This window comes from Pseudomonas proteolytica, assembly GCF_007858275.1.
Lineage (GTDB): Bacteria > Pseudomonadota > Gammaproteobacteria > Pseudomonadales > Pseudomonadaceae > Aquipseudomonas > Aquipseudomonas proteolytica.
Genome location: NZ_VFEV01000007.1, coordinates 1 through 23,201 on the forward strand (window position 1 = coordinate 1; position 23,201 = coordinate 23,201).

The 23,201-nt window shown below is 60.6% G+C and carries 21 protein-coding genes; 10 read left to right on the forward strand and 11 right to left on the reverse strand.

All coding sequences use genetic code 11. The annotated features are described in order from the left end of the window. Positions 1-217 precede the first annotated feature (217 nt). Together rssC and rssB are read right to left on the reverse strand one after the other, a co-directional pair. A complete protein-coding gene (gene rssC, locus FIV38_RS06750; protein ID WP_029293846.1) occupies positions 218-700 on the reverse strand; it encodes an anti-sigma factor antagonist RssC in 483 nt (160 codons plus the stop codon). Further along, positions 700-1,881, reverse strand: a complete 1,182-nt coding sequence (gene rssB / locus FIV38_RS06755) for a two-component system response regulator RssB (RefSeq protein ID WP_029293844.1) — start codon at positions 1,879-1,881, stop codon at positions 700-702. The genes rssC and rssB overlap by 1 nt, the downstream gene beginning before the upstream one ends. Positions 1,882-2,158: 277 nt before the next feature. Between rssB and FIV38_RS06760 the strand changes: the two genes are divergently transcribed. Next, entirely contained in the window at positions 2,159-2,455 is a 297-nt protein-coding gene (locus FIV38_RS06760; protein WP_092231716.1) for a PilZ domain-containing protein, read from the forward strand. A gap of 59 nt (positions 2,456-2,514) precedes the next feature. Here the strand turns inward: FIV38_RS06760 and FIV38_RS06765 are convergent, their stop codons facing one another. Next, complete coding sequence (locus tag FIV38_RS06765) at positions 2,515-3,201, reverse strand: MlaA family lipoprotein (RefSeq protein ID WP_029293840.1); 687 nt, start codon at positions 3,199-3,201, stop codon at positions 2,515-2,517. Positions 3,202-3,396: 195 nt separating this feature from the next. Between FIV38_RS06765 and FIV38_RS06770 the strand changes: the two genes are divergently transcribed. After that, positions 3,397-4,008, forward strand: coding sequence for an HAD superfamily inactivated hydrolase PcrP (locus FIV38_RS06770; RefSeq protein WP_092231719.1), 612 nt, complete (start codon positions 3,397-3,399; stop codon positions 4,006-4,008). A gap of 110 nt (positions 4,009-4,118) precedes the next feature. Next, positions 4,119-4,385, forward strand: coding sequence for a DUF4404 family protein (locus tag FIV38_RS06775; protein ID WP_029300769.1), 267 nt, complete (start codon positions 4,119-4,121; stop codon positions 4,383-4,385). 75 nt (positions 4,386-4,460) lie between these two features. Here FIV38_RS06775 and queF read toward each other — a convergent pair whose 3' ends face one another. Further along, positions 4,461-5,291, reverse strand: coding sequence for an NADPH-dependent 7-cyano-7-deazaguanine reductase QueF (gene queF / locus FIV38_RS06780; protein ID WP_029300772.1), 831 nt, complete (start codon positions 5,289-5,291; stop codon positions 4,461-4,463). A gap of 67 nt (positions 5,292-5,358) precedes the next feature. Continuing rightward, positions 5,359-5,883: a copper-resistant cuproprotein CopI gene (gene copI / locus FIV38_RS06785; RefSeq protein WP_092231722.1), complete on the reverse strand. Its 525-nt coding sequence runs from the start codon at positions 5,881-5,883 to the stop codon at positions 5,359-5,361. Positions 5,884-6,039: 156 nt separating this feature from the next. Between copI and FIV38_RS06790 the strand changes: the two genes are divergently transcribed. Continuing rightward, positions 6,040-6,720, forward strand: coding sequence for a heavy metal response regulator transcription factor (locus FIV38_RS06790; protein WP_029300776.1), 681 nt, complete (start codon positions 6,040-6,042; stop codon positions 6,718-6,720). Continuing rightward, positions 6,720-8,081 carry a heavy metal sensor histidine kinase gene (locus FIV38_RS06795; RefSeq protein ID WP_092231725.1) on the forward strand — a complete coding sequence of 454 codons (1,362 nt, stop codon included), beginning with the start codon at positions 6,720-6,722 and terminating at the stop codon, positions 8,079-8,081. Before FIV38_RS06790 ends, FIV38_RS06795 begins: the two co-directional genes overlap by 1 nt. Before the next feature lie 240 nt (positions 8,082-8,321). Here FIV38_RS06795 and FIV38_RS06800 read toward each other — a convergent pair whose 3' ends face one another. From FIV38_RS06800 to FIV38_RS06810, 3 genes are read right to left on the reverse strand one after another with little or no spacing between them, the layout of a single operon-like run. Continuing rightward, positions 8,322-9,566, reverse strand: a complete 1,245-nt coding sequence (locus tag FIV38_RS06800; RefSeq protein WP_029300111.1) for a lipoprotein-releasing ABC transporter permease subunit — start codon at positions 9,564-9,566, stop codon at positions 8,322-8,324. Positions 9,567-9,625: 59 nt separating this feature from the next. Beyond that, entirely contained in the window at positions 9,626-10,309 is a 684-nt protein-coding gene (gene lolD / locus FIV38_RS06805) for a lipoprotein-releasing ABC transporter ATP-binding protein LolD (protein ID WP_166647875.1), read from the reverse strand. A gap of 7 nt (positions 10,310-10,316) precedes the next feature. Then, positions 10,317-11,567: a lipoprotein-releasing ABC transporter permease subunit gene (locus FIV38_RS06810; RefSeq protein ID WP_029300109.1), complete on the reverse strand. Its 1,251-nt coding sequence runs from the start codon at positions 11,565-11,567 to the stop codon at positions 10,317-10,319. A 94-nt stretch (positions 11,568-11,661) separates the two neighbouring features. Between FIV38_RS06810 and FIV38_RS06815 the strand changes: the two genes are divergently transcribed. Next, entirely contained in the window at positions 11,662-12,246 is a 585-nt protein-coding gene (locus tag FIV38_RS06815) for a PilZ domain-containing protein (RefSeq protein ID WP_092231728.1), read from the forward strand. Between the two features lie 42 nt (positions 12,247-12,288). Continuing rightward, positions 12,289-13,011, forward strand: coding sequence for a glycerophosphodiester phosphodiesterase (locus tag FIV38_RS06820; protein WP_070994690.1), 723 nt, complete (start codon positions 12,289-12,291; stop codon positions 13,009-13,011). Positions 13,012-13,053: 42 nt separating this feature from the next. Here FIV38_RS06820 and sthA read toward each other — a convergent pair whose 3' ends face one another. Together sthA and FIV38_RS06830 are read right to left on the reverse strand one after the other, a co-directional pair. Further along, complete coding sequence (gene sthA / locus FIV38_RS06825; protein WP_024074093.1) at positions 13,054-14,448, reverse strand: Si-specific NAD(P)(+) transhydrogenase; 1,395 nt, start codon at positions 14,446-14,448, stop codon at positions 13,054-13,056. A gap of 190 nt (positions 14,449-14,638) precedes the next feature. Then, the gene (locus FIV38_RS06830; protein ID WP_177410396.1) at positions 14,639-15,652 is read right to left on the reverse strand and encodes an FAD:protein FMN transferase; all 1,014 of its coding nucleotides are present in this window, start codon (positions 15,650-15,652) and stop codon (positions 14,639-14,641) included. Between the two features lie 262 nt (positions 15,653-15,914). Between FIV38_RS06830 and tcuC the strand changes: the two genes are divergently transcribed. Beyond that, positions 15,915-17,213 (forward strand): MFS transporter, encoded by a 1,299-nt coding sequence (gene tcuC / locus FIV38_RS06835; RefSeq protein ID WP_029300103.1) that lies wholly within the window; start codon positions 15,915-15,917, stop codon positions 17,211-17,213. Between the two features lie 156 nt (positions 17,214-17,369). On the opposite strand, the gene FIV38_RS06840 is transcribed toward tcuC, so the two are convergent. Next, positions 17,370-18,833 carry a glyceraldehyde-3-phosphate dehydrogenase gene (locus FIV38_RS06840; RefSeq protein ID WP_029300102.1) on the reverse strand — a complete coding sequence of 488 codons (1,464 nt, stop codon included), beginning with the start codon at positions 18,831-18,833 and terminating at the stop codon, positions 17,370-17,372. Between the two features lie 338 nt (positions 18,834-19,171). Between FIV38_RS06840 and mfd the strand changes: the two genes are divergently transcribed. Further along, on the forward strand, positions 19,172-22,621 hold the full coding sequence (gene mfd / locus FIV38_RS06845; RefSeq protein ID WP_092231732.1) for a transcription-repair coupling factor: 3,450 nt from the start codon (positions 19,172-19,174) through the stop codon (positions 22,619-22,621). Positions 22,622-22,631: 10 nt separating this feature from the next. After that, a complete protein-coding gene (locus FIV38_RS06850; RefSeq protein ID WP_092231736.1) occupies positions 22,632-23,201 on the forward strand; it encodes a CsiV family protein in 570 nt (189 codons plus the stop codon).

Consider the following 23,201-nt stretch of genomic DNA (forward strand, 5'->3'; position numbering starts at 1 on the left):
CTGGGCTGCGAAGCAGCCCCGAAAAGCCCGCCGCGTTTCTTCAGGTAAACCGCGATGGCAGGGTTTAGGGCTGCTTCGCAGCCCAGCGCGGGGCAAGCCCGCTCGCCACAACTGCGCTATCTGCCTGGATTTAGGCGTTGCGGCAAAGTTGTGTAGATACCTATAGCTATCGCAGGCAAGCCAGCTCCCACATTTTGACAGTGCTCCAACCGTGAGGTCAGTGCCGCTCGAGGGCATTGACCAGGTCGTGGAAGGCTTCGCGGTTGGATTCGTTCAGGCCCATGAGGATCTTATGCGCCTCCAGCACCTTGAGCCGCACCACTTCCTCGGATTGATCCTGGGACGGCAAGTCGGTCAGGCACTCCGGGCATGGGATCGGGCGGTCGACGATGTTGAACACCTGGTCGAAACCCATCGACTGCAACAGCCGGGTGATGTCTTCGTGGGTGGTGACGACGGTCGGCAGCAGTCCAACCTTCTGCCGAGACAGAATGGACAACTTGGCCAACAGCCCAAGGGTGGTGCTATCGATGCTGCGGGTTTCGGTCAGATCGATCACGATCGCCGAGAAATTCAAGGCAGTGAAAATCCGCTCAATCGTTGCATCCAGCGCCGAACACAATGTCAGGCGCACTTCACCGACAAACTTCAGGACGAAGGTCCCATCTTGCTCGGCGAATTGGATTCTTCCGGTACTCATCAAAGATTCCTGCTCAACACCAATAGGGCGATATCATCCGGCATCTCCCCTAGCGTGGCCAATCCAAAAACCTGCCGCAGGCCATCCAGGCTGCCGCCCGCCGACCTGACCCGTTGGGGCAAGGCAGCTTCTTTCTCCTTGAGTGTAGGCTCTGGAAGAAGGTCCAGGATGCCATCGGACATCAGCGTCAGGCTGAAGGCCGGTGGCAATTCCAGGATGTGGTCTTCATAGGTGGCTTCATTGAACAAGCCAACCGGCAGACCACGCCCTTCCAGATAACGCACACTGTCCGGAGTGTATAAAACCGGCAATGGCAGGTGACCGCCAATGCTATAGGTCAAAAGACCGGTTTCTTCGTCAATCACGCCGCCGACCATCGTCACGTGCTTGCCCAGCTTGCAGCTGATCAGGCCTCGGTTGATGTGGCCCAGCACTTGCGAGGGAGTGAACTCCGGCAAGGTGCCGTTGCGCTTGGATTCGAACAACAGCCGTGTGGTCATGAACTTCAACAACACGGTCACGAATGCAGAGGATGCGCCGTGTCCGGAGACATCGGCCAGATAGAACGCGACACGGCGCTCATCCACGCGGAAATAGTCGACAAAATCGCCCGACAGGTACAACGACGGGATGATCTGGTGGGCGAACTGGAACTCGTCGATAGTCCAGGGACTGACCGGCAGCATGTTCATCTGTACCTGGCGACCGGCGTTCTGGTCTTCCTGGAGCAGGTTGAGGCTGGCTTCGAGTTCACGGTTGGCGGTTTCGAGCTTCTCGCGATAACGCTGGTTTTCCAGCAGCAGGCGGGCACGATCCAGCGCTCGGCGCACTGAGTGCTCCAATACGGCCAGGTCTTCCAGGGGTTTGATCAGGTAATCGGCGGCGCCCAGGCGCAAGGCTTCCACGGCGTCGTTCATCACCCCGGCACCGGACACGACAATCACCGGCGTCTGCGGGGCAAGCTCGGTCACCTGGCGGATCAGCTCAAGGCCGCCCATCTGGGGCATGCGCAGGTCGCAGATCACCAGGTCGGGCTGGTCGCGCTCAAACACCTGGAGACCCTGAAGACCATTGCCGGCCTGCAGGACGCTGAAGCCACTGTCTTCCAAATAGGCCGCGAGACTCGCGCGCACTACTTCGTCGTCATCGATTATCAGCAGCGTGGCACTGGTTTTTTGCATGTGGGCAAACGGCGCCAGAATTAGGTTGGCGTAGGCAGCTTGGCAATGGCCGGGCTCGCACTACTGGATTCGCTTTCTAGCCTCTCTGTCCTACAAAACACGAGCTTTTGGCTCACGCACAAAGGTAAAGCAGAGGTGCCCTTCTAAGGCGCAGACGGTACTCCCATCCGCCAGGGGTTTCAAGCTCATGCCGATGGTCGCTGGGCGTCTTTACATCGCAAATCACCGGGAGTTATAAGAACAGGCAAAACCACAACGCAATGGAAGGATGAAACCTATGAGCGCAAATGAACGTGACTACGCGGAAAAGCGCGATTTCATCCGCATGCGGGTGGAGGCCGACGTGTCGCTGATCCACGCCGGCCAGGAGATTGCCGGGGTCTGCCTGGACCTCTCCAGCTCTGGAATGCAGGTTCAGGCGCAGCACCCATTCAACGTGGGCGACCAACTGAAGGTGCGTATCGACTCAGAACATGCCGCACTCAAAGGTCTGGAAGCGGACACCGAAGTGGTATGGGCAAGGAAAGAAGACGACGACCAACACCTGGGCCTGAAAATTCTCAAGATGTACTGAAATCAATGCACACAAAAAAGGCGGCCTCGAGGGCCGCCTTTTTCATTCAAGGTTTAACCTTAAAAATCATCCACTACATTGCCGTCCTTGACCTTGAACTCACGGTTCTGCAGGTAGGCATTGCGGATAAAGGTGTATTTGTCGCCGTTGATCAGCTTTTCAGCCGACAGCAGGCTGGCGCGGGTATCGATGATATCCAGGCCCATGGCGCTGTTACGCGTAGGAATGTCGTTCATGTAGCGGTACGGTTCGGTGTAGCTGTCGACATACTTGGACGGAGCATCACGCAGGGTGCTTGGGCCCAGCAATGGCAGCATCACGTAAGGACCGCTGCCCACGCCCCAGTAACCGAGGGTCTGGCCGAAGTCTTCATCACTGCGTTGCAGCCCCATTTTGGTGCCGACATCAACCAAGCCCAACACGCCAAACGTGGTGTTGACCAGCAAGCGCGCGGTATCGACACCCGCCTGATGAGGTTTGAGCTGCAGCACGTTGTTGGCCAGGTTGCCCACGTCACCGATATTGCGGAAGAAGTTATGGATACCGTCTTCGACAAATTGCGGAGTAATGAACTGATAGCCCTGGGCCAATGGCTTGAGTGCGTAGGTATCAACGGTGTCGTTGAAGGTGAAGATCGGGCGGTTGATGCTTTCCCATGGGTCGTCTTCCGCAGCCTGGGCGGCGAAAGGTACCAGCAGGACACTGGCACACACGGATAGTTGAGCAAGACACTGGCTCCAGCGCATAGCTTGAACTCCTTGAATAATCTGTCATGGGCGCTATGCCCTGAATAAGGCGGCAGTATATGACGGAAGTGTAAGATTAGGCAGCTTGACGGAAATGTCATTCAGAAAATGTACAATTTTCCCACAATCTAATCAGGTGTCATCTACCTGTCACGGACCTTCGATAGCGTCACAGCTATTTTCAGGGACGTCCCAATGCCCCACCCCCAGATCGTTGCAGAGAACGCCCCCGCCCTCACCGCCGTATTGTTTGGGCTCAGTGGCTGCCTGGTGGACTTCGGTTCCATGGCCCACGCCGACACCATCCCCGCTGGCGAAACCCTGGCCACCCCTGGCGCCCTGAATATCCTGCAATCGCTCAGTCGACAAGGCACCCCCTGCGCCTGGCTGGATGAGTTGCCCTCCACCGTCACCACGGCACTGGCCGCAGCCCTGCCCGGCTGGGTCCAGGGCACCCGTCCCACGGCCACCCCTTGGCCTGCGCCCCATGCCTGCTGGCAAGCCTTGATGGACCTGAACATTGAGCGCCTGGACGGCTGCGTGCTGGTCAGTGGAGAACCCCGACTGCTGCAATCCGGGCTCAATGCCGGGCTCTGGACAATTGGCCTGGCGTCCTGCGGATCGCTGTGCGGGCTCTCCCCGACCCAATGGCAAGCGTTGGACGAACAGGCGCGCGAACACAAGCGTGCCAAGGCTACCGTCGCACTGTACGGGCTTGGCGTGCACTCGGTGATCGACCACCTGGGTGAATTGGACACGTGCCTGGCAGACATCAGCCTGCGCCGGCTCAAAGGCGAAAAGCCCTGATCAAGATCATGCACAGTCGGCGCCAGTGGATTAATCTACAGGTCATCCCGTAGACCTTTCTCGGCGTGCCGTGGTCTATGCCAGTGCCTATCGATAAAAGGAAGAACGCCATGCCTGCCCGCGAAAAACTGCAAGAACAGGTTTCCATCCTGCGCGAGCAATTGAATCAGGACCCGCCTCTGCCACTGGAAAAACGCGAAGCGCTGGAAGCCTTGATTGCCAAGTTTGAAGTGCAACTGGAACTGGAACCTGCCACTCAACCGCCCAGCATTGCCGATGATGTAAACCTGGCAGTCGAACGTTTCGAATTGGACCATCCAGGCATTGCCGGGACATTGCGCAATATTGTGGTGGCCTTGGGCAATATGGGCATCTGATCCAAACCCCAAACCAAGCCCAAAACCCAATGTGGGAGCAGGCAAGCCAGCTCCCACATTTGTTTGGTGTAAAGCTTACTGCCGGGCCAGGCGCAGGTTCTGGAACGGCACGTCCTCGGTACTGCGGTAAGGATTGATATCCAACCCGCCCCGACGCACATACCGCGCATACACCGTCAACTTCTCAGGCTTGAGCAAGCGCTGCAGGTCGAGAAAGATCCGCTCCACGCACTGCTCATGAAAGTCCGAGTGCTGGCGGAAACTCACCAGGTACTCCAACAGGCTGGCGTGATCCAGCGCCGCGCCGCGGTACTCCACCGCCACGCTGCCCCAATCCGGTTGGCTGGTCACCGGGCAGTTGGACTTGAGCAGATGGCTGTGCACGCTCTCCTCGACCACACGGGAATCGTCGCAACGCAGCAGTTCCGGGCGCGGGTGCTCGTAGTTGCTGACACTGATATCCAGGTCATCAATGCACACCCCCGGCAGGCGTACCAGGCCTTCGTCTTCCACCTCGGCCAGGCTGCGGATGCGCACGCCCACCGGCTTGCCGGCCGCCGCGCTCAAGTCGGCACGCAGGGTCGCCTCAAGGTTGGACACCTGGGCAAACGGCGTCTGGTTCAACGAATTGAGGTAGAGCTTGAAGGACTTCGACTCGATGATGTTCGGCGAGTCAGCCGGGATGCTGAACTCACCGATCGCCACCACCGGCTTGCCGGACGGCAACAGCCAGGACAGTTCAAAGCAGTTCCAGAAATCCACGCCGTTGTAGGGCAGCGTTTCGGCGGTGAGGCCCAACTCGGCCCATTTGGCGGCACGAGGGATAGGGAATAGCAATGAGGGTGTGTAAGTGGAAATGTATTCACTGGACTTGCCCAGCGGCGAATGTTCGGCTGCGGGATGCATGGCGGAAACCTGGCTAAATAAACCCCGCCAGTCTACCAGCCTTTGCGCCCGCCTTTGAGCATCGCCTTTATGGACTGACGTGCAGCTTGCCAACCATTCCCGCCTGATAGTGCCCTGGGAGGTTGCAGGCAAACTCCAGCGCACCGGCCTTGCTGAAGGTCCAAGTCAGTTCACCGGTCTTGCCCGGCTCCACCAGCACGCTGTTGGGATCATCATGTTTCATCCCGCCCATGTCGCCATGGCCCATCGCCGCGTGGTCCATCTGGCCCATACCGGTGGCGGTCAGCATGCCGCTGGCCTGCATCTTGAGCATTTCTTTCTGGTGATCGGCATGCATGCTCGCATCCCCCAGGTTGAATTCGTGCAGTAACTGGCCCTTGTTGACCAGCACAAAGCGCACCGTCTCACCGGCTTTTACGTCAAGTGAGGTGGGGGCAAAGGAAATATCCTGCAGCACCACCTCCACCGTACGAGTGGCCTTGGTCGCCGGCGCCGCCTGGCCAAAGGCAAAAGTGTGGGCGCCATCGGCCAGCGCCGGAACACTCAACACCATCAGGCAACCTGCCAGCCACCAAGATTTACGCAAAAACATGTTTATCCTCCAAAGGTATAAAGCCAGCCTGTGGGACACTCTAATAATGCGCCGCTGCCAGCTACCTGACTGCTAGATTACAACTTTGTCAGGTTGCGCCAACCCCCTGGCGCACACGGTATAAAGCCCGCTGCTACCCGTTGCCATGAGTTGCCTATGAAACTGCTGATCGTCGAAGACCAACCCAAAACCGGCCAATACCTGCGCCAGGGCCTGACTGAAGCCGGGTTCAATACCGAACTGGTGGCCGACGGCACCACCGGCCAGCATCTGGCGCTGACCGGAGACTACGACTTGCTGATTCTGGATGTGATGCTTCCCGGGCGCACCGGCTGGCAAATCCTCCAGGCCGTGCGCAGCGCCGGCCTGGAGATCCCGGTGCTGTTCCTCACCGCGCGGGATGCGGTCGAGGATCGGGTCCATGGCCTGGAGTTGGGGGCCGACGACTACCTGGTCAAGCCTTTCGCCTTTTCCGAACTGCTGGCCCGGGTGCGCAGCCTGTTGCGCCGGGGCAGCAGCACGCCCCAAGAGACCAGCCTGCACCTGGCCGACCTGCGCCTGGACCTGATCCGCCGTCGGGTGGAACGCAGCAACCAGCGCATCGACCTCACCGCCAAGGAGTTCGCCCTGCTGGAAATGCTCCTGCGCCGCCAGGGTGAAGTGCTGCCCAAGTCGCTGATTGCCTCCCAGGTCTGGGACATGAATTTCGACAGTGACACCAATATCATCGAAGTCGCCATCCGCCGCCTGCGCTTGAAAATCGATGACGGGTTTCCCAATAAACTGATCCACACCGTGCGCGGCATGGGCTATGTGCTGGAAGAGCGGTTCAGTTGATGAAGCGTATCTCCCTGGCCAGCCGTCTGGCGTTGTTGTTTGCCGGCTGCACTGCCGTGGTCTCGCTGTTGGCGGGCGTACTGTTCAGCCAGGCCAGCGAAAAGCACTTCATCGAGTTGGACCAACAACTGCTCGACAGCAAACTGATGGCCCTGCGCAGCGCCCTGCAAGATGCCGATACCCCGGCGCTGTTTGCCCAACGCGTGGCCGCACTGACAGACGAACTGAGCCATCAACCCGACCTGTCGGTGCGCATCAACGCCGCCGATGGCCAGCGCTGGTTTGACAGCTCCCCGTCCATTCCCGCCCAATTGCCCGCCACCCCTGGCCTGCACAGCCTGCAAAACGCCGGCACCCATTACCGGGTGTACAACGCCCCCTTGAATCCCGGCAAGCCAGGTTCGGCGCAGCTTGTGCTAATGCTGGACATCACCCACCACCAACACTTCCTGCAACGCATGCAGCACCTGATCTGGCTGACGGTCGGCCTGTCCGCCGTGGCGACCGCACTCCTCGGCGCCTGGGCCGCACGTAGCGGCCTGCGGCCCCTGCGACGGATGACCGAAGTGGCCAGCCGCGTGCGTGCCCACTCCCTGACCCAGCGCCTGCCCCAGGAACAGATGCCGGCCGAACTGGCGGAACTGGCCCAGGCCTTCAACGCCATGTTCAGCCGCCTGGACGACGCGTTCCAGCGACTTTCGGCGTTCTCTGCCGATATCGCCCACGAACTGCGCACGCCGTTATCGAACCTGCTGACCCAGACCCAGGTGATCCTCACCCATCCCCGCCCTCTGGAGGACTACCGCGAAGCGCTGCACAGCAATCTGGAAGAGCTGCAATGGATGGCCCAACTGGTCAATGACATGCTTTACCTGGCCAAGGCCGACCACGGGTTGCTGAACCCCAGACGCGAACCGCTGGCCCTGGCCAACGAGGTGGACGCACTGTTGGAGTTTTTCGCGCCATTGGCCGAAGACGCCCAGGTCAACCTGCTGCGCGACGGCAGCGCCAGTACCGCCGGTGACCGCAGCATGCTGCGCCGGGCGTTTTCCAATCTGCTGGACAATGCCGTGCGCTTTACGCCGCCGGGGGGTGAAGTACGGGTGCGGATCAGCGAAAACACCCAGGGCGTAACGCTGAGTGTGGAAAACACCGGGACCGGGATTCCCCAAGGGTTGCTGCCCAAGCTGTTTGACCGGTTCTACCGCGTAGATCCGGCGCGGCACGAGGGTAGCAGTGAGCATGCGGGGCTTGGGTTGGCGATCACCCAGTCGATTGTGCGGGCGCACGGGGGGAGGATTTTCTGTGAGTCACAGCCGGGGTGGACGCGGTTTGTGATTGAGTTGCCCAAGGGGGGTTGATGCAAGCCGGGCGGGCCTCATCGCGGCATGAGTATCGACACAACTCTCTGATACTTCTGGGCTCTGGGTTTTGGGCTGATGTAGGGGGCATATCCATTGCTGCGGCAACGGATATATACACATACCCAGAAGAGCGAGTTGTGTAGATACTCATGCTCATCGCGGGCAAGCCCACACATTTTGATTTGTGAATACAGTCAAATGTGGGAGCTGGCTTGCCTGCGATAGCGATCTCAAGACCTACGAGTATCTCAGGGCATGCGCCGGCTCAATCTTCGCCGCGCGATACGCCGGGTAGATCGTCGCCAAAAAGCTCAATACAAACCCGGCGCTGCAAATCAACAACACATCGCCGCCTTGCAGTTCCGAAGGCAGGTTGCTGACAAAATATACGTCCGAACTGAAGATATGCTGCCCGGTCACGCGCTCCATCCAGCCCACCAGTTCGCTGACGTTGAGCGCGGCAATCACCCCCAGCACACCACCGATCAACGTGCCGACAATACCGATTACCGTGCCCTGGACCATGAAGATCGCCATGATCTGCCGCGGCGTGGCGCCAATGGTGCGTAGGATCGCGATGTCCGCGCCTTTGTCGTTCACCACCATGATCAGCGTGGCAATGATATTGAAGGCCGCGACGGCGACGATCATCAGCAACAGCAGGCCGATCATGGTCTTTTCCATCTTCATCGCGCTGAACAGGCTGCCCTGGGTATGGGTCCAGTCGTCAGCCTTATAGGCTGCGCCGAGGCCAGTGGCGATATCCGCCGAAACCTTGGGCGCCGCATACAAATCCTTGACCGCCAGGCGCACGCTTTGCACCTGGTTGGGCTGCCAACGCAGCATTTGTGCGGCATCGGCGACGTGGATCAGGGCCATCGAACCATCCAACTCGGCACCGACCTTGAACACGCCCACCACGTTCAAACGCTGCATGCGCGGGGTGATGCCGCCGGGTGCAGTGCTGATTTCGGGGACGATCAGCGTCAGCTTGTCGCCCACGTTCAGGCGGAAACGGCGCGCGGTGATTTCCCCGATCACCACGCCGAACTCACCCGGTTGCAGGTTCTCCAGATTGCCCTGGACGATATGCTGGGTGACGATGGACACCTTGCCTTCCTGAGCCGGGTCGATCCCGCTGATCTGGATCGGCTGCATCGAGCCTTTGTACGACAGCATGCCCTCCATCTCGGTAAACGGCACGGCCGCCGTGACTTCCGGGTTCTTCAGGGCCGCAGCAGCCACCGGCTGCCAGTCGCTGATCGGGTTGACGCCAACAATCGTCGCGTGCGGCACCATGCCGAGAATGCGTGAACTCATTTCCCGCTGGAACCCGTTCATCACCGACAACACCACGATCATCGCCAGCACGCCCAGGGCGAGGCCGATCATCGAGGTCATCGAGATAAACGAAACAAAACGGTTGCGGCGCTTGGCGCGGGTATAGCGCGTGCCGATGAAAATCGATAACGGTCTGAACATTCGCTTGCACCGCCTGAAAAAATAGAAAATCCGGCGTCAGGCACCGGGCTTGAAACAGGTCAGATGGCGACCAGATGACCTTCCTGCAGGTGCAGCACACGGTCCATCTGCCGGGCCATGCTCATGTCATGGGTCACCACCAGGAACGCGGTGCGCATCTGGGTGCTCAGCTCCAGCATCAAGTCCTTGATGCCCTGGGCGGTGTGGGAGTCGAGGTTGCCGGTCGGCTCGTCGAGCATCACCAGGCCCGGGTTGTTCACCAGGGCACGGGCAATCGCCACACGCTGGCGCTCGCCACCGGACAATTCTGCCGGCTTGTGCTCCAGGCGATGGCCGAGGCCGACGCGCTCGAGCAACGCCGTGGCACGCTGGCGAGCCTCCGGGATCGCGGTCTTGCCGATCAGGAGCGGCATGCACACGTTTTCCAGGGCGGTGAACTCTGGCAGCAAGTGGTGGAACTGGTACACAAAGCCCAGGGAGCGATTGCGCAACTGGCCACGGGCCTTCTCGTTCAGCGCCGAGAGCTCTTCACCGGCCAGCCACACACTGCCTTGGGACGGCGTATCAAGGCCGCCCAACAGGTTGAGCAAAGTACTTTTGCCGGAGCCGGAACTGCCGACGATCGCCACGCGCTCGCCGGGATGCAGTTCCAGTTGCAGGTTGGACAAGACCACCACCGATTCCGGGCCTTCCTCGTAGGATTTGCCCAGGTCGCGGCAGCTCAGGATTGCTTTTTCACTCATGCCCGATTCACTCATAACGTAAAGCCTGCGCCGGCTGGGTACGTGCCGCGCGCCAGGCTGGATACAGGGTGGCAAGGAAACTCAGGACCAACGCGGCGCCGCCCACCATCAACACATCCTGGCTCTGCACCTGGGATGGCAAGTAGTCGATGAAATAGACGTCGGCGTTGAGAAACTTGTGGCCGATCAGGGTTTCGACACCGGCGATGGCGGCGCTGACGTTCAGCGCGGCGAAAATGCCCACCACCGTGCCGATCAAGGTGCCGACCACGCCAATCACCGTGCCCTGGACCATGAAGATCGCCATGATCTGCCCCGGCGTGGCGCCGAGGGTACGCAGAATGGCGATATCGCCCTTCTTGTCGTTCACCACCATCACCAGGGTGGAGATGATGTTGAAGGCGGCCACGGCGACAATCAGCAGCAGCAGCAGGCCGATCATGGCCTTTTCCATGCGGATCGCCTGGTACAGGTTGCCGTGGGTACGGGTCCAGTCGCGGGCGTAGTACTGGCTTTCACCCAGGTGCTGGGCGATTTCCCAGGCACCGCGCGGGGCCTCGAACAAGTCGTTGAATTTCAGGCGCAGGCCCTGCACTTGGTCCGGCTTCCAGCGATGCAGGCGGGCCAGGTCAGTGAGGTTGGTCAAGCCGAGGAAGCCGTCGATCTCGCCGGCACCCACATGAAAGATGCCGACCACGGTAAAGCGCTTCATGCGCGGGAACATACCCGCCGGAGTCACCGTGACTTCTGGGGCGACGAAGGTCAGTTTGTCACCGATGGCCACGCCCAGCTTGGCTGCTGCGCGGTCGCCAATGACGATGCCGAAGCTGCCAGGCGCCAGATCGTCAAGTTTGCCCTGCTGCATGAACTGGTCAATGATCGAGACCTTGCGCTCCTGCGCCGGGTCGATGGCATTGAGCAGGACTTTCTGCACCTTGCCATCGTTGGTCAGCAGCCCCTGCATCTGGGTAAATGGCGCGACGGCCAGCACCTTGGGGTTCTGCTTGACCTTGTCGGCCAGGCTTTGCCAGTCGCCCAGGGGCTCACCGGACTCGATGGTCGCGTGGGGCACCATGCCCAGCACGCGGGTGCGCATCTCATGATCGAAGCCATTCATCACCGATAGCACCACGATCATCACGACCACGCCCAGGGCGAGTCCGATCATGGAAGTCAGGGAAATGAACGACACAAAATGATTGCGACGCTTTGCACGGGTATAACGCGTGCCGATAAATACGAAGAGAGGTCTGAACATGTCGGGGCTTGTTCGGAGGAAAAGAAGACGTCCCGGTGGCGGGGTCTGGTAAGCAGCTTTACACTCAGACCATTACCGTTACCTGGGGTTCGCCATGACGACATTAGATGAAGAAGATCGCCGCGAATACTACCGTATCGACGACATGATCGCACTCCAAATCAAAAGCCTGTCTGCCCCCCAAGCGGCGAGCAAGGAAGTGTTGCTGGATGATTCCCCGCTGTTCAACCTGCTCAGTGAACTGCACCTGAGCGAATTCGAGTCCCAGCACCTGCTGCGCCAGCTCGGCGAGCGCGACCGCACCCTCGCTGCCTTCCTCAAGGTGCAGAACAAACGCATGGATTTGCTCAGCCAGGTCATGGCGCAAAGCCTGCTGGGCGAGATCGGCGCACCGCAGCCGGTGGTCATCTCCGAAGGCGGCATCGACTTCCAGCACCCCACGGTACTCGCGCCGGGCAGCCACCTGGCGGTCAAGCTCGTGCTGATGCCCCAGGCCCTTGGCCTGCTGCTAAGAGCCAAAGTCACCCATTGCGACCCAAAAGGCAGCGGCTTCGATGTGGGCACCGAGTTCGAATCCATGACCGACGCCCAGCGTCAGTTGCTGGCCCGCTACATACTGCAAAAGCAGGCCCAGGAACGGCGCCTGGCCCGGGAACAAAGCGACGGCCAAGACACCTGATCTCGTATCTATCCAGCCAGCACCTGGCGAAAAGGAGCAACTGTGACCCTGATTTATGGCCATCGCGGCGCCAAAGGCGAAGCACCGGAAAACACCCTGACCAGCTTCCAGCAATGCCTCAAGCACGGCGTGCGCCGTTGCGAACTGGACTTGCACCTGTCCATGGACGGCGAGTTGATGGTGATCCACGACCCGACCCTCAAGCGCACTGCCGACCGCCGCGGCAAGGTGGTGGAATACTCCGCCGCCGACCTGGTGAAGATGGACGCGCGCAAAGGCGGCCCGGGCTGGGTCACCCCCTGCCCGATCCCGCGCCTGGAAGAGCTGTTCGAAAAGTGCGATTTCGACCACTGGCAACTGGAAGTCAAAAGCGCCTCACGCACCCGCGCCGCGACCACCGTGCTGGCGATTCGGGAAATGGCCCAGCAGTTTGGCCTGCTGGATAAGGTCACTGTGACCTCAAGCTCGCGGGAAGTGTTGAAGGCCGCATTGGACCTGACGCCGGACCTGTCCCGTGGACTGGTGGCCGAATATGCCTGGCTCGACCCGCTGAAGGTCGCGCAGAACTATGGCTGTGAGATTCTGGCGTTGAACTGGACGCTGTGCACCCCCGAGCGACTGGAAAAAGCCCAGCGCCAGGGCTTGCACGTGTCCGTGTGGACAGTCAACGAACCCGCGCTGATGCGCAGGCTCGCCGACTTCGGCGTAGATAGCCTGATTACAGACTTTCCCGGTTTGGCCACTGCCACTCTCGGGAATTACTGAAATCGGTCTCCCCGGCCGGCTCAGGCCACCGGCCGGAGCCGCTCAAAAAAGCCGGTTGAGGCCGTCGTATGCGGCGACCCGATAGGCTTCGGCCATGGTCGGGTAGTTGAACGTGGTGTTCACAAAATACTTCAAGGTATTTTGCTCACCCGGCTGGTTCATGATGGCCTGGCCGATGTGCACGATCTCCGAGGCCTGGTAGCCGAAGCAATGCACGCCGAGCACTTCCAGGGTCTCGCGGTGGAACAGGATCTTCAGCATGCCTTGCGGCTCGCCGGCGATCTGCGCACGCGCCATGCTCTTGAAGAACGCCTTGCCCACTTCGTAAGGCACCTTGGCCTTGGTCAGTTCGTGTTCATTCTTGCCGATGGAGCTGATCTCGGGAATCGTGTAGATCCCGGTCGGCACATCATTCACGTAGCGCCAGCTGCCATTGTCGACAATGCTGCCAGCGGCCGAACGGCCCTGGTCGTGGGCGGCACTGGCCAGGCTCGGCCAGCCGATCACGTCACCCGCACCGTAGATGTTGGTGACGCAGGTGCGATAGTTCTCATCCACCTCGATCTGGCCACGGCTGTTGACCTTGACCCCGATGTTTTCCATGCCCAGCTTGTCGGTGTTGCCGGTCCGGCCGTTGCACCAGAGCAAGGCGTCGGCCTTGATCTTCTTGCCGGACTTGAGGTGCAGGATCACCCCGTTGTCCAGGCCTTCAACGCGGTCGTATTCCTCGTTGTGGCGCACGGTGATGTTGTTGTTGCTGAAGTGGTAGCTCAACGCCTGGGAAATTTCCGAGTCGAGGAAGCTCAGCAACTGGTCACGGTTATCCACCAGCTCCACCAGTACACCCAGGCCGCTGAAGATCGAGGCGTATTCACAGCCAATCACGCCGGCGCCATAGATGATCAGTTTGCGCGGGGTGTGGCCCAGGCTGAGGATGGTGTCGCTATCGTAGATACGCGGGTGGTGGAAATCGATATCCGCCGGGCGATACGGGCGCGAGCCGGTGGCGATGATGATGTGCTTGGCCACCAGCTTCTCGACCACGCCGTTGGCGCAGACCACTTCGACGGTTTGCTCGTCGGCGAAGCTACCGGTGCCGAAGAACAGGTCGACACGGTTACGGGCGTAGTAGCCGGTACGCGAGGCGACTTGCTTGGAAATGACTTTCTCGGCGCTTTTCAGTACGTCCGGGAACGAGAACCAGCGCGGCTCACCAATGGCCCGGAACATCGGGTTGGTGTTGAACTGCATGATCTGGCGCACCGAGTGACGCAAGGCCTTGGACGGGATGGTGCCCAGGTGGGTGCAGTTACCGCCGACCTGACGACGGCTATCGACCATCGCCACCTTGCGTCCTGCTTTGGCGGCATTCATCGCCGCACCTTCTCCAGCTGGGCCGGAACCCAGTACCACCACGTCGTAGTTGTAGACAGCCATGCGTACTCCTCAGAACAGGCCAGGGCGCACGGTTGGGCGCCTGGCTAAATCATGCCGCGGCCAGCGGTCATGAAGGATCAAATAGGCTCAGGTGTGTGAGCCGGGGCACAGTCTATACAAGGCTCAACGCCGCGCACATTAACCCTTGGTCGCGTCGTAGGCCAGTTTTGCCTTTACTACACAGTATTGATTACGGCTTGACCGCCGTCAGTTGTTCGAACGCTTTGTTGCTGCGTGTGACGAAAGCATCCCCCTCACGCATCACAAAAAAAGCCGCGATTTGCTGTTTTTCTGCATAGTCCCAACCCTCTTCCGGCCCCAGCACCAACAGCAAGGTCGACAAACCATCGGCCATCAACGCCGAAGGCTCCAGTACCGTGACCGACGCCAGGTGGTGGGTGATCGGTGCGCCGGTCCTGGCATCCAGGGTGTGGGAATAGCGGCGACCATCCTGCTGGAAATAATTGCGATAGTCACCTGAAGTAGACACGCCGAAACCGTCCACCGCGATAATCCGCTGCGCGACTTGCTGGTCATCACGGGGCTCCTCCAGGGCCACGCGCCAGGGCGTACCGTCGGGCTTGCGCCCGGCAGCCTTGAGCTCGCCGGTCACTTCAACCAGGTAGCGCTCAATACCCAACTGCCCCAGCCGCTCGGCAATCCGGTCCACCGTGTAGCCGGCGGCGATGCTGTTGAAGTCCACCTGCACTGCCGCGTCCTTGCACAACTGGCCAGCGTCGACACGCAGGTGCTGATGGCCGACATGCTGGCGTGCCTGGGCCAATGCCATGGGGTCCGGGATCTTGACTTGCCGCGCCTGGGGACCGAAGCCCCACAGGTTCAGCAGTGGCTCGACCGTCAGGTCAAACGCCCCGCCACTGGCCTGGGACAACTGCTCGCCAGTGCGCACCAAGTGCAGGATCGGCTCGGGCATCGGTTGGCACGTGTTGGCCGGCAGGTCATTGAAGCGCTCGATGTCGGAGTCGCTGCGATAGGTCGACATCTGCCGATCGACCTCGGCAAGGATGCTCTCGACCTGCGGCTGGACCACCCCGGCCGCCGGCGTCCCAGAGGTGCGCACGTATTTGATCGAATACGTGCTGCCCATGGTCGGGCCGCCAAACGCCTCCAGCACCTCACCGTTGCCACAGCCCGCCAAGATCGCCAGCAAAGCCCCCACCACTACGTATCGCAAACCGCCCATAGGCCACACACCCTTATCGCTACTGAAACTGAATGAAGCCGCACTCAAGCATATTTCCGGGGCGCGCCATTATGCGGCATGTAGTCGCCTGATGAGGCCTGGCCCGAGGCAAATAGCCAGCTTGCTAACGGTTTTTGTTGCTCGGCAACACGGATACACATATGGTTACAAAACTCTTTGGCGCCACCGCGCGCCCGGATCCAGCAGCACGGACAAACAACGACCAGGGATTTCCAACAAAATAGCCAGTTGAGTAAATGACATGTCCAGCACCACGGGCAAAGGCAAGGCGATCTTTCGCGTTGTCAGCGGTAACTTCCTTGAAATGTTCGACTTCATGGTCTACGGCTTCTACGCCACGGCCATCGCCAAAACCTTCTTCCCTGCCGACAGCGCCTTTGCGTCCCTGATGTTATCCCTGGCGACCTTCGGTGCCGGGTTCTTGATGCGCCCGCTGGGGGCGATCTTCCTTGGCGCCTACATCGACCGCCACGGCCGTAAAAAGGGCCTGGTGATCACCCTGGCCATGATGGCCGCCGGTACCGTGCTGATCGCCTGCGTACCCGGCTACGCCACCCTCGGGGTGGCTGCCCCGCTGATCGTGCTGTTTGGCCGGTTGCTGCAGGGATTCTCCGCCGGCGTGGAACTGGGCGGGGTCTCGGTGTACCTGGCGGAAATCGCCACGCCGGGGCGCAAGGGCTTCTTCGTCAGCTGGCAGTCCGCCAGCCAACAAGCTGCGGTGGTATTCGCCGGCCTGTTGGGCGTGGGCCTGAATCACTGGCTGAGCCCAGAGGAAATGGGGGAATGGGGCTGGCGCGTGCCGTTCCTGATCGGCTGTCTGATCGTGCCGGTGATCTTCGTGATTCGCCGCTCCCTGGAAGAAACCCCGGAATTCCAGGCACGTAAACACCGCCCTACCCTGCAGGAAATCATCCGCTCGATTGGCCAGAACTTCGGCATCGTTGTGGCAGGCATGGCGCTGGTGGTGATGACCACCGTGTCGTTCTACCTGATCACCGCCTATACACCGACCTTCGGCAAGGCCGAGTTGCACCTCTCAGACCTGGATGCGTTGCTGGTCACCGTGTGCGTGGGTATTTCCAACTTTATCTGGCTGCCGGTGATGGGCGCGGTGTCCGACAAGATCGGCCGTAAGCCGTTGCTGCTCGGTGCGACGATCCTGGCGATTCTTACGGCCTACCCGGCGCTGTCGTGGCTGGTGGTCAACCCGAGTTTCAGTCACCTGCTGATCGTGCTGTTGTGGCTGTCGTTCCTGTATGGCTCGTACAACGGCGCCATGGTGGTGGCGCTGACCGAGATCATGCCGGTGCAGGTCCGCACCACCGGTTTCTCCCTGGCCTACAGCCTGGCGACCGCGACCTTTGGCGGCTTTACTCCTGCGGCCTGTACCTACCTGATCCACGTGCTGGATAACAAGGCCGCGCCGGGGATCTGGCTCAGCGGGGCAGCGGTGCTGGGGTTGATTGCGACCTTGGTGCTGTTCAAGGGTAACCGGCATGAACTGCGTACGGCGCAGGCTTCGGTGGTCGGTGGGGCCTGATAGATCGCTATCGCGGGCAAGCCCGCATTTGAATGTATTCGCAAATCAAACTGTGGGAGCGGGCAAGCCCGCGATGAGGCCTTAAGCCCCAACACGAAACCCCCAGGCATAAAAAAGCCCCGAACCAGTCGGGGCTTTTTCATTTAGCGCTGATGCTTAGCGTGGGAACGCAGGCGGGTTGACCCCGGCCATGTCTTCCATCACACGCACCACCTGGCAGCTGTAACCGAACTCGTTGTCGTACCAAACGTACAGTACAACGCGGTTATCCTGGGTGATGGTCGCTTCAGCATCCACCACACCGGCGTGGCGCGAGCCAACGAAGTCGGTGGACACCACTTCCTGGGAATTGACGAAGTCGATTTGCTTATGCAGATCGGAGTGCAGCGCCATGTAGCGCAGGTACTCGTTCATCTCTTCACGGGTGGCGGCTTTCTCAAGGTTGAGGTTGAGAATGGCCATCGACACGTTCGGCGTGGGTACGCGGATCGCGTTACCGGTCAGCTTGCCGGCCAGCTCAGGCAGGGCCTTGGCAGCAGCGGTGGCAGCACCGGTCTCGGTGATGACCATGTTCAGCGCGGCGCTACGGCCACGGCGATCGCCCTTGTGGAAGTTGTCGATCAGGTTCTGGTCGTTGGTGTACGAGTGAACGGTTTCGACGTGACCGTTGATGATGCCGAACTTGTCATTCACAGCCTTGAGCACCGGCACGATGGCGTTGGTGGTGCAGGAAGCGGCGGACACGATCTTGTCGTCAGCGGTGATTTCGTTGTGGTTGATACCGTGAACGATGTTCTTCAGCTTGCCCTTGCCAGGCGCGGTCAACACAACGCGATCGACACCCGGGCAGGCCAGGTGCTGGCCCAGGCCGTCGGCATCACGCCATACACCAGTGTTGTCCACCAGCAATGCGTTCTGGATGCCGTACTGGGTGTAATCCACCTCGGTCGGGTTCTTCGCGTAGATCACCTGGATCAGGTTACCGTTGGCGGTGATGGTGTTGTTTTCTTCGTCGATGGTGATGGTGCCATTGAACGAACCGTGTACCGAGTCGCGGCGCAAGAGGCTGGCGCGCTTGGTCAGGTCATTCTCGGCGCCTTTGCGCACAACAATGGCCCGCAGGCGCAGGCCGTCGCCACCGCCGGTTTTTTCGATGAGGATGCGTGCCAACAGGCGGCCGATACGACCGAAGCCGTAGAGCACAACGTCAGTGCCTTTACGGGCGGCGGCGTTCTGCTGGCCAACGACTTCGGCCAGCTCTTCACGCACGAACTGCTCGGCGCTGCGGCCATTGCCTTGGGCGCGGAATTTGAACGCCAACTTGCCCAGGTCTACGGAGGCCGCGCCGAGCTTGAGCTCGCTCATGGCTTTAAGCAGAGGGAATGTTTCGTGGACGGAGAGTTCGCTATCGTCGGCAGAACGATGGCGAGCAAAGCGATGAGCCTTGAGAATCGCGATGACTGATTGGTTGATCAGGCTGCGGCCATAGATCGAGCTCACCACATTGTTATTGCGGTACAGCTGACCGATAAGCGGGATCATCGCTTCTGCGAGTGCTTCACGGTCGATCCATTCACCAAGACACTGGTCGGGCTTCTGAGTCACGGGAACCTTCCACATGTAGGGGCTGAAAAAAGGGGCTACATTATGCCGCCCGACCGCCCCTGGAGCAATGCGCGCCACGCAACAAAAGCCCTTGCAAATAATTTTCACCGCGCTACAAGCCAGTAAATACGCGGCTTCCAGCGCCCCCCTCGGAGAAAGACCTGGGCGTCTTGTCCGTAACCCTCCGAAACATACGTGCATTTTGGCACTACATATTGAGTCAAAACCGCACATTGTTTGTCTTAGCCACTACATTTCCTACAAACCGTAATAGGCACAGTCAGCAACTGACAGGCGGCACTCCAGGCCGTTACAATTACCGACTTTGTCGCAACGCTGGAGCTCAACCTTCCGTGCCCGTCCTGCGTCTACCGCTACTCCCTGCCGAGGCAGGTAAACAGCATTGGGGCAATTTGCCCGGTGCCGCCCTGAGCCTGGCCATTGCCGAGGCTGCCAGTGCAGCCAAACGCTTTACCCTGCTGCTGACCGCCGACAGCCAAAGTGCCGAACGGCTGGAGCAGGAGCTGAGCTTCTTCGCCCCCGATTTGCCGGTGCTGCATTTCCCGGACTGGGAGACCCTGCCCTACGACTTGTTCTCCCCGCACCAGGACATCATTTCCCAGCGCATCGCCAGCCTGTACCGCTTGCCGGAACTGGCCCACGGTGTGCTGGTGGTGCCGATCACCACGGCCCTGCACCGCCTGGCGCCGACCAAGTTTCTGCTGGGCAGCAGCCTGGTGTTGGATATCGGCCAGAAGCTCGATGTAGAGCAGATGCGCACCCGTCTTGAAGCCAGCGGCTATCGCTGCGTCGATACGGTGTACGAGCATGGTGAGTTCGCCGTGCGCGGCGCGCTGATCGACCTCTTCCCGATGGGCAGCAAACTGCCCTACCGCATCGACCTGTTCGACGACGAAATCGAGACCCTGCGCACCTTCGACCCGGAAAATCAGCGGTCCATCGACAAGGTGCAATCGATCAAGCTGCTGCCGGCCCGGGAATTCCCCCTGCAAAAAGACGCGGTCACACGCTTCAAGGCGCGCTTTCGCGAACGCTTCGACGTGGACTTCCGCCGCTGCCCGATCTTCCAGGACCTGAGCAGCGGGATTACCCCCGCCGGTATCGAGTACTACCTGCCGCTGTTCTTCGATGAAACCTCGACCCTGTTCGATTACCTGCCCCAGGACACCCAGGTGTTCTCGCTGCCCGGCATCGAACAGGCCGCGGAAAATTTCTGGAACGACGTACGCAACCGTTACGAAGAGCGCCGCGTCGATCCCTCCCGGCCTTTATTGCCGCCTGCCGAGCTGTTCCTGCCGGTGGAAGACTGCTTTGCCCGCCTGAAGAACTGGCCGCGCGTGGTCGCCAGCCAGCAGGATGTAGAAGCCGGTGTCGGTCGCGAACGCTTCCCGGCCCAAACCCTGCCGAACCTGGCCATCGAAGCCAAGGCCACCCAGCCGCTGCAAGCACTGTCCGACTTCCTTGGCGATTTCCCGGGCCGCGTGCTGTTTACCGCCGAATCCGCCGGGCGCCGCGAAGTGCTGCTGGAGTTGCTGGAACGCCTGAAGCTGCGGCCAAAAACCGTCGACAGCTGGCCGGACTTCGTGGCCGGCAAGGACCGCCTGGCGATCACCATTGCCCCGCTCAACGAAGGCTTGCAACTGGATGATCCGGCCCTGGCGCTGATTGCCGAAAGCCCGCTGTTCGGCCAACGCGTGATGCAGCGCCGGCGCCGGGAAAAACGCGCCGACGCCAACAACGATGCGGTCATCAAGAACCTCACCGAACTGCGCGAAGGCGCTCCGGTGGTGCATATCGACCACGGTGTGGGGCGCTACCTGGGCCTGCAGACCCTGGAGATCGACAACCAGGCCGCCGAATTCCTCACCATGGAATACGCCGAGGGCGCCAAGCTCTACGTCCCGGTGGCCAACCTGCACCTGATCGCGCGCTACACCGGCAGCGACGACGCCCTCGCGCCGTTGCACCGCCTGGGCTCCGAGACCTGGCAGAAAGCCAAGCGCAAGGCCGCCGAGCAGGTGAGAGACGTGGCCGCCGAACTGCTGGACATCTATGCCCGCCGCGCGGCCCGCGAAGGTTATGCGTTCGCCGACCCGAAGGCCGACTACGCCACCTTCAGCGCCGGCTTCGCCTTCGAAGAAACCCCGGACCAGCAAACCACCATCGACGCCGTGCGCGCCGACATGCTCGCGCCCAAGCCCATGGACCGCCTGGTCTGCGGCGATGTGGGCTTCGGCAAGACTGAAGTGGCGATGCGTGCCGCGTTTATCGCAGTGCATGGTGGCCGCCAGGTGGCGATCCTGGTGCCCACCACCCTGCTCGCCCAGCAGCACTACAACAGTTTCCGCGACCGCTTCGCCGATTGGCCGGTGACCGTGGAAGTAATGAGCCGCTTCAAGTCGGCCAAGGAAGTGAGTGCCGCTGTCGCCGATCTGGCCGAAGGCAAGATCGATATCGTCATCGGCACCCACAAACTGCTGTCGGACGACGTGAAGATCAAGAACCTGGGCCTGGTGATCATCGACGAAGAGCACCGCTTTGGCGTGCGCCAGAAGGAGCAGCTCAAGGCCCTGCGCAGCGAGGTCGATATCCTCACCCTGACTGCTACACCGATCCCGCGCACGCTGAACATGGCGGTGTCGGGCATGCGCGACCTGTCGATCATCGCCACGCCGCCAGCGCGGCGCTTGTCGGTGCGCACGTTCGTCATGGAGCAGAACAACAGCACGATCAAGGAAGCCCTGCTGCGCGAGTTGCTGCGCGGCGGCCAGGTCTACTACCTGCACAACGACGTAAAAACCATCGAGAAATGCGCCGCCGACCTCGCCGAACTGGTACCAGAAGCACGGATCGGCATCGGCCACGGGCAGATGCGCGAGCGCGAACTCGAACAGGTGATGAGCGACTTCTACCACAAGCGCTTCAACGTGCTGATCGCCTCGACCATTATCGAGACCGGTATCGATGTGCCAAGCGCCAACACCATCATTATCGAGCGTGCGGATAAGTTCGGCCTGGCACAACTGCACCAGTTGCGTGGTCGGGTCGGCCGCAGTCACCACCAAGCCTATGCCTACCTGCTGACGCCACCGCGCCAGCAAATCACTGGCGACGCGGAAAAACGCCTGGAGGCCATCGCCAACACCCAGGACCTGGGCGCGGGCTTTGTGCTGGCCACCAACGACCTGGAAATCCGTGGTGCCGGCGAACTGCTGGGCGACGGCCAGAGCGGGCAGATCCAGGCGGTGGGCTTCACCCTCTATATGGAGATGCTCGAGCGCGCGGTGAAGGCCATCCGCAAAGGCGAACAACCGAACCTCGACCAGCCACTGGGCGGCGGCCCGGAAATCAACCTGCGCCTGCCGGCGTTGATTCCCGAGGACTACCTGCCGGATGTGCATGCGCGGCTGATCCTGTACAAGCGCATCGCCTCGGCCACCGACGAAGAAGGCCTCAAGGACCTGCAAGTGGAGATGATCGACCGCTTCGGCCTGCTGCCGGAACCGACCAAGAACCTGGTGCGCCTGACCCTGCTCAAATTGCAGGCCGAGCAACTGGGGATCAAGAAGGTCGATGCGGGTCCTCAGGGTGGGCGTATCGAATTCGAAGCGCAGACGCCGGTGGACCCGTTGGTGTTGATCAAGTTGATCCAGGGCCAGCCCAACCGCTACAAATTTGAAGGCGCCACGTTATTCAAGTTCATGGTACCGATGGAACGTGCGGAAGAGCGCTTTAATACATTGGAGGCGCTGTTTGAGCGCCTCATCCCCAAATCTGCTTGAAGGACGCCCCATGCGCCTGCTTCGTATCCTGAGCCTGTTGTTGGTGGTAGTCGCACCTTCGGCGTTTGCCGACAGCCTCTACCAGGTGGAAATGATCCTGATCCGCCAGAATGCGGAACCGGTCATCAACAGCCGGCCGGCCCCGGAAAACTGGGATGCCGGCGTTCCACGCCAGGGGATCGAGAAAATCAGCCCGCCGCGCCTGACCAACATCGTCGAAAAACTCCAGGCCAATGGCGATTACACCGTGCTGCTGCACAAGGCCTGGGAGCAGAACCTGGGCGAACAGCCCGTGAAGGTGAAAATCACCGACGGCCAGGAACAGTTCGGCCAGTTCCCCATCCAGGGCACCCTGGACCTGCAGTTGGGGCGCTTTACCCGGATTGATGCGAGCTTCTGGCTCAACCAGTTCGACAACCACGGCAGCGTGATTGCCAGTGAGCACCTGAGCCAGCCGGACGTGCGCACCAAGAACAACCAGCTCAACTACCTGGACGGCGGCCACCTGGCCCTGCTGATCAAGATCACCTCCCTCACGGCCAAGCCACCGAGCGCACCACCGCCCGGCCTGGCGGACTGA

Excerpts from the sequence above, each read along its gene's own strand:
- FIV38_RS06765 (WP_029293840.1), bottom strand. The coding sequence starts at position 3,201 with ATGCGCTGGAGCCAGTGTCTTGCTCAACTATCCGTGTGTGCCAGTGTC.
- copI (WP_092231722.1), bottom strand. The coding sequence starts at position 5,883 with ATGTTTTTGCGTAAATCTTGGTGGCTGGCAGGTTGCCTGATGGTGTTG.
- FIV38_RS06830 (WP_177410396.1), bottom strand. The coding sequence starts at position 15,652 with ATGGGCGGTTTGCGATACGTAGTGGTGGGGGCTTTGCTGGCGATCTTG.
- FIV38_RS06790 (WP_029300776.1), top strand. The coding sequence starts at position 6,040 with ATGAAACTGCTGATCGTCGAAGACCAACCCAAAACCGGCCAATACCTG.
- FIV38_RS06810 (WP_029300109.1), bottom strand. The coding sequence starts at position 11,567 with ATGTTCAGACCTCTCTTCGTATTTATCGGCACGCGTTATACCCGTGCA.
- FIV38_RS06760 (WP_092231716.1), top strand. The coding sequence starts at position 2,159 with ATGAGCGCAAATGAACGTGACTACGCGGAAAAGCGCGATTTCATCCGC.
- sthA (WP_024074093.1), bottom strand. The coding sequence starts at position 14,448 with ATGGCTGTCTACAACTACGACGTGGTGGTACTGGGTTCCGGCCCAGCT.
- rssC (WP_029293846.1), bottom strand. The coding sequence starts at position 700 with ATGAGTACCGGAAGAATCCAATTCGCCGAGCAAGATGGGACCTTCGTC.
- FIV38_RS06850 (WP_092231736.1), top strand. The coding sequence starts at position 22,632 with ATGCGCCTGCTTCGTATCCTGAGCCTGTTGTTGGTGGTAGTCGCACCT.
- FIV38_RS06775 (WP_029300769.1), top strand. The coding sequence starts at position 4,119 with ATGCCTGCCCGCGAAAAACTGCAAGAACAGGTTTCCATCCTGCGCGAG.
- FIV38_RS06800 (WP_029300111.1), bottom strand. The coding sequence starts at position 9,566 with ATGTTCAGACCGTTATCGATTTTCATCGGCACGCGCTATACCCGCGCC.
- queF (WP_029300772.1), bottom strand. The coding sequence starts at position 5,291 with ATGCATCCCGCAGCCGAACATTCGCCGCTGGGCAAGTCCAGTGAATAC.
- FIV38_RS06815 (WP_092231728.1), top strand. The coding sequence starts at position 11,662 with ATGACGACATTAGATGAAGAAGATCGCCGCGAATACTACCGTATCGAC.
- FIV38_RS06840 (WP_029300102.1), bottom strand. The coding sequence starts at position 18,833 with ATGTGGAAGGTTCCCGTGACTCAGAAGCCCGACCAGTGTCTTGGTGAA.
- FIV38_RS06770 (WP_092231719.1), top strand. The coding sequence starts at position 3,397 with ATGCCCCACCCCCAGATCGTTGCAGAGAACGCCCCCGCCCTCACCGCC.
- rssB (WP_029293844.1), bottom strand. The coding sequence starts at position 1,881 with ATGCAAAAAACCAGTGCCACGCTGCTGATAATCGATGACGACGAAGTA.
- FIV38_RS06795 (WP_092231725.1), top strand. The coding sequence starts at position 6,720 with ATGAAGCGTATCTCCCTGGCCAGCCGTCTGGCGTTGTTGTTTGCCGGC.
- tcuC (WP_029300103.1), top strand. The coding sequence starts at position 15,915 with ATGTCCAGCACCACGGGCAAAGGCAAGGCGATCTTTCGCGTTGTCAGC.
- lolD (WP_166647875.1), bottom strand. The coding sequence starts at position 10,309 with ATGAGTGAAAAAGCAATCCTGAGCTGCCGCGACCTGGGCAAATCCTAC.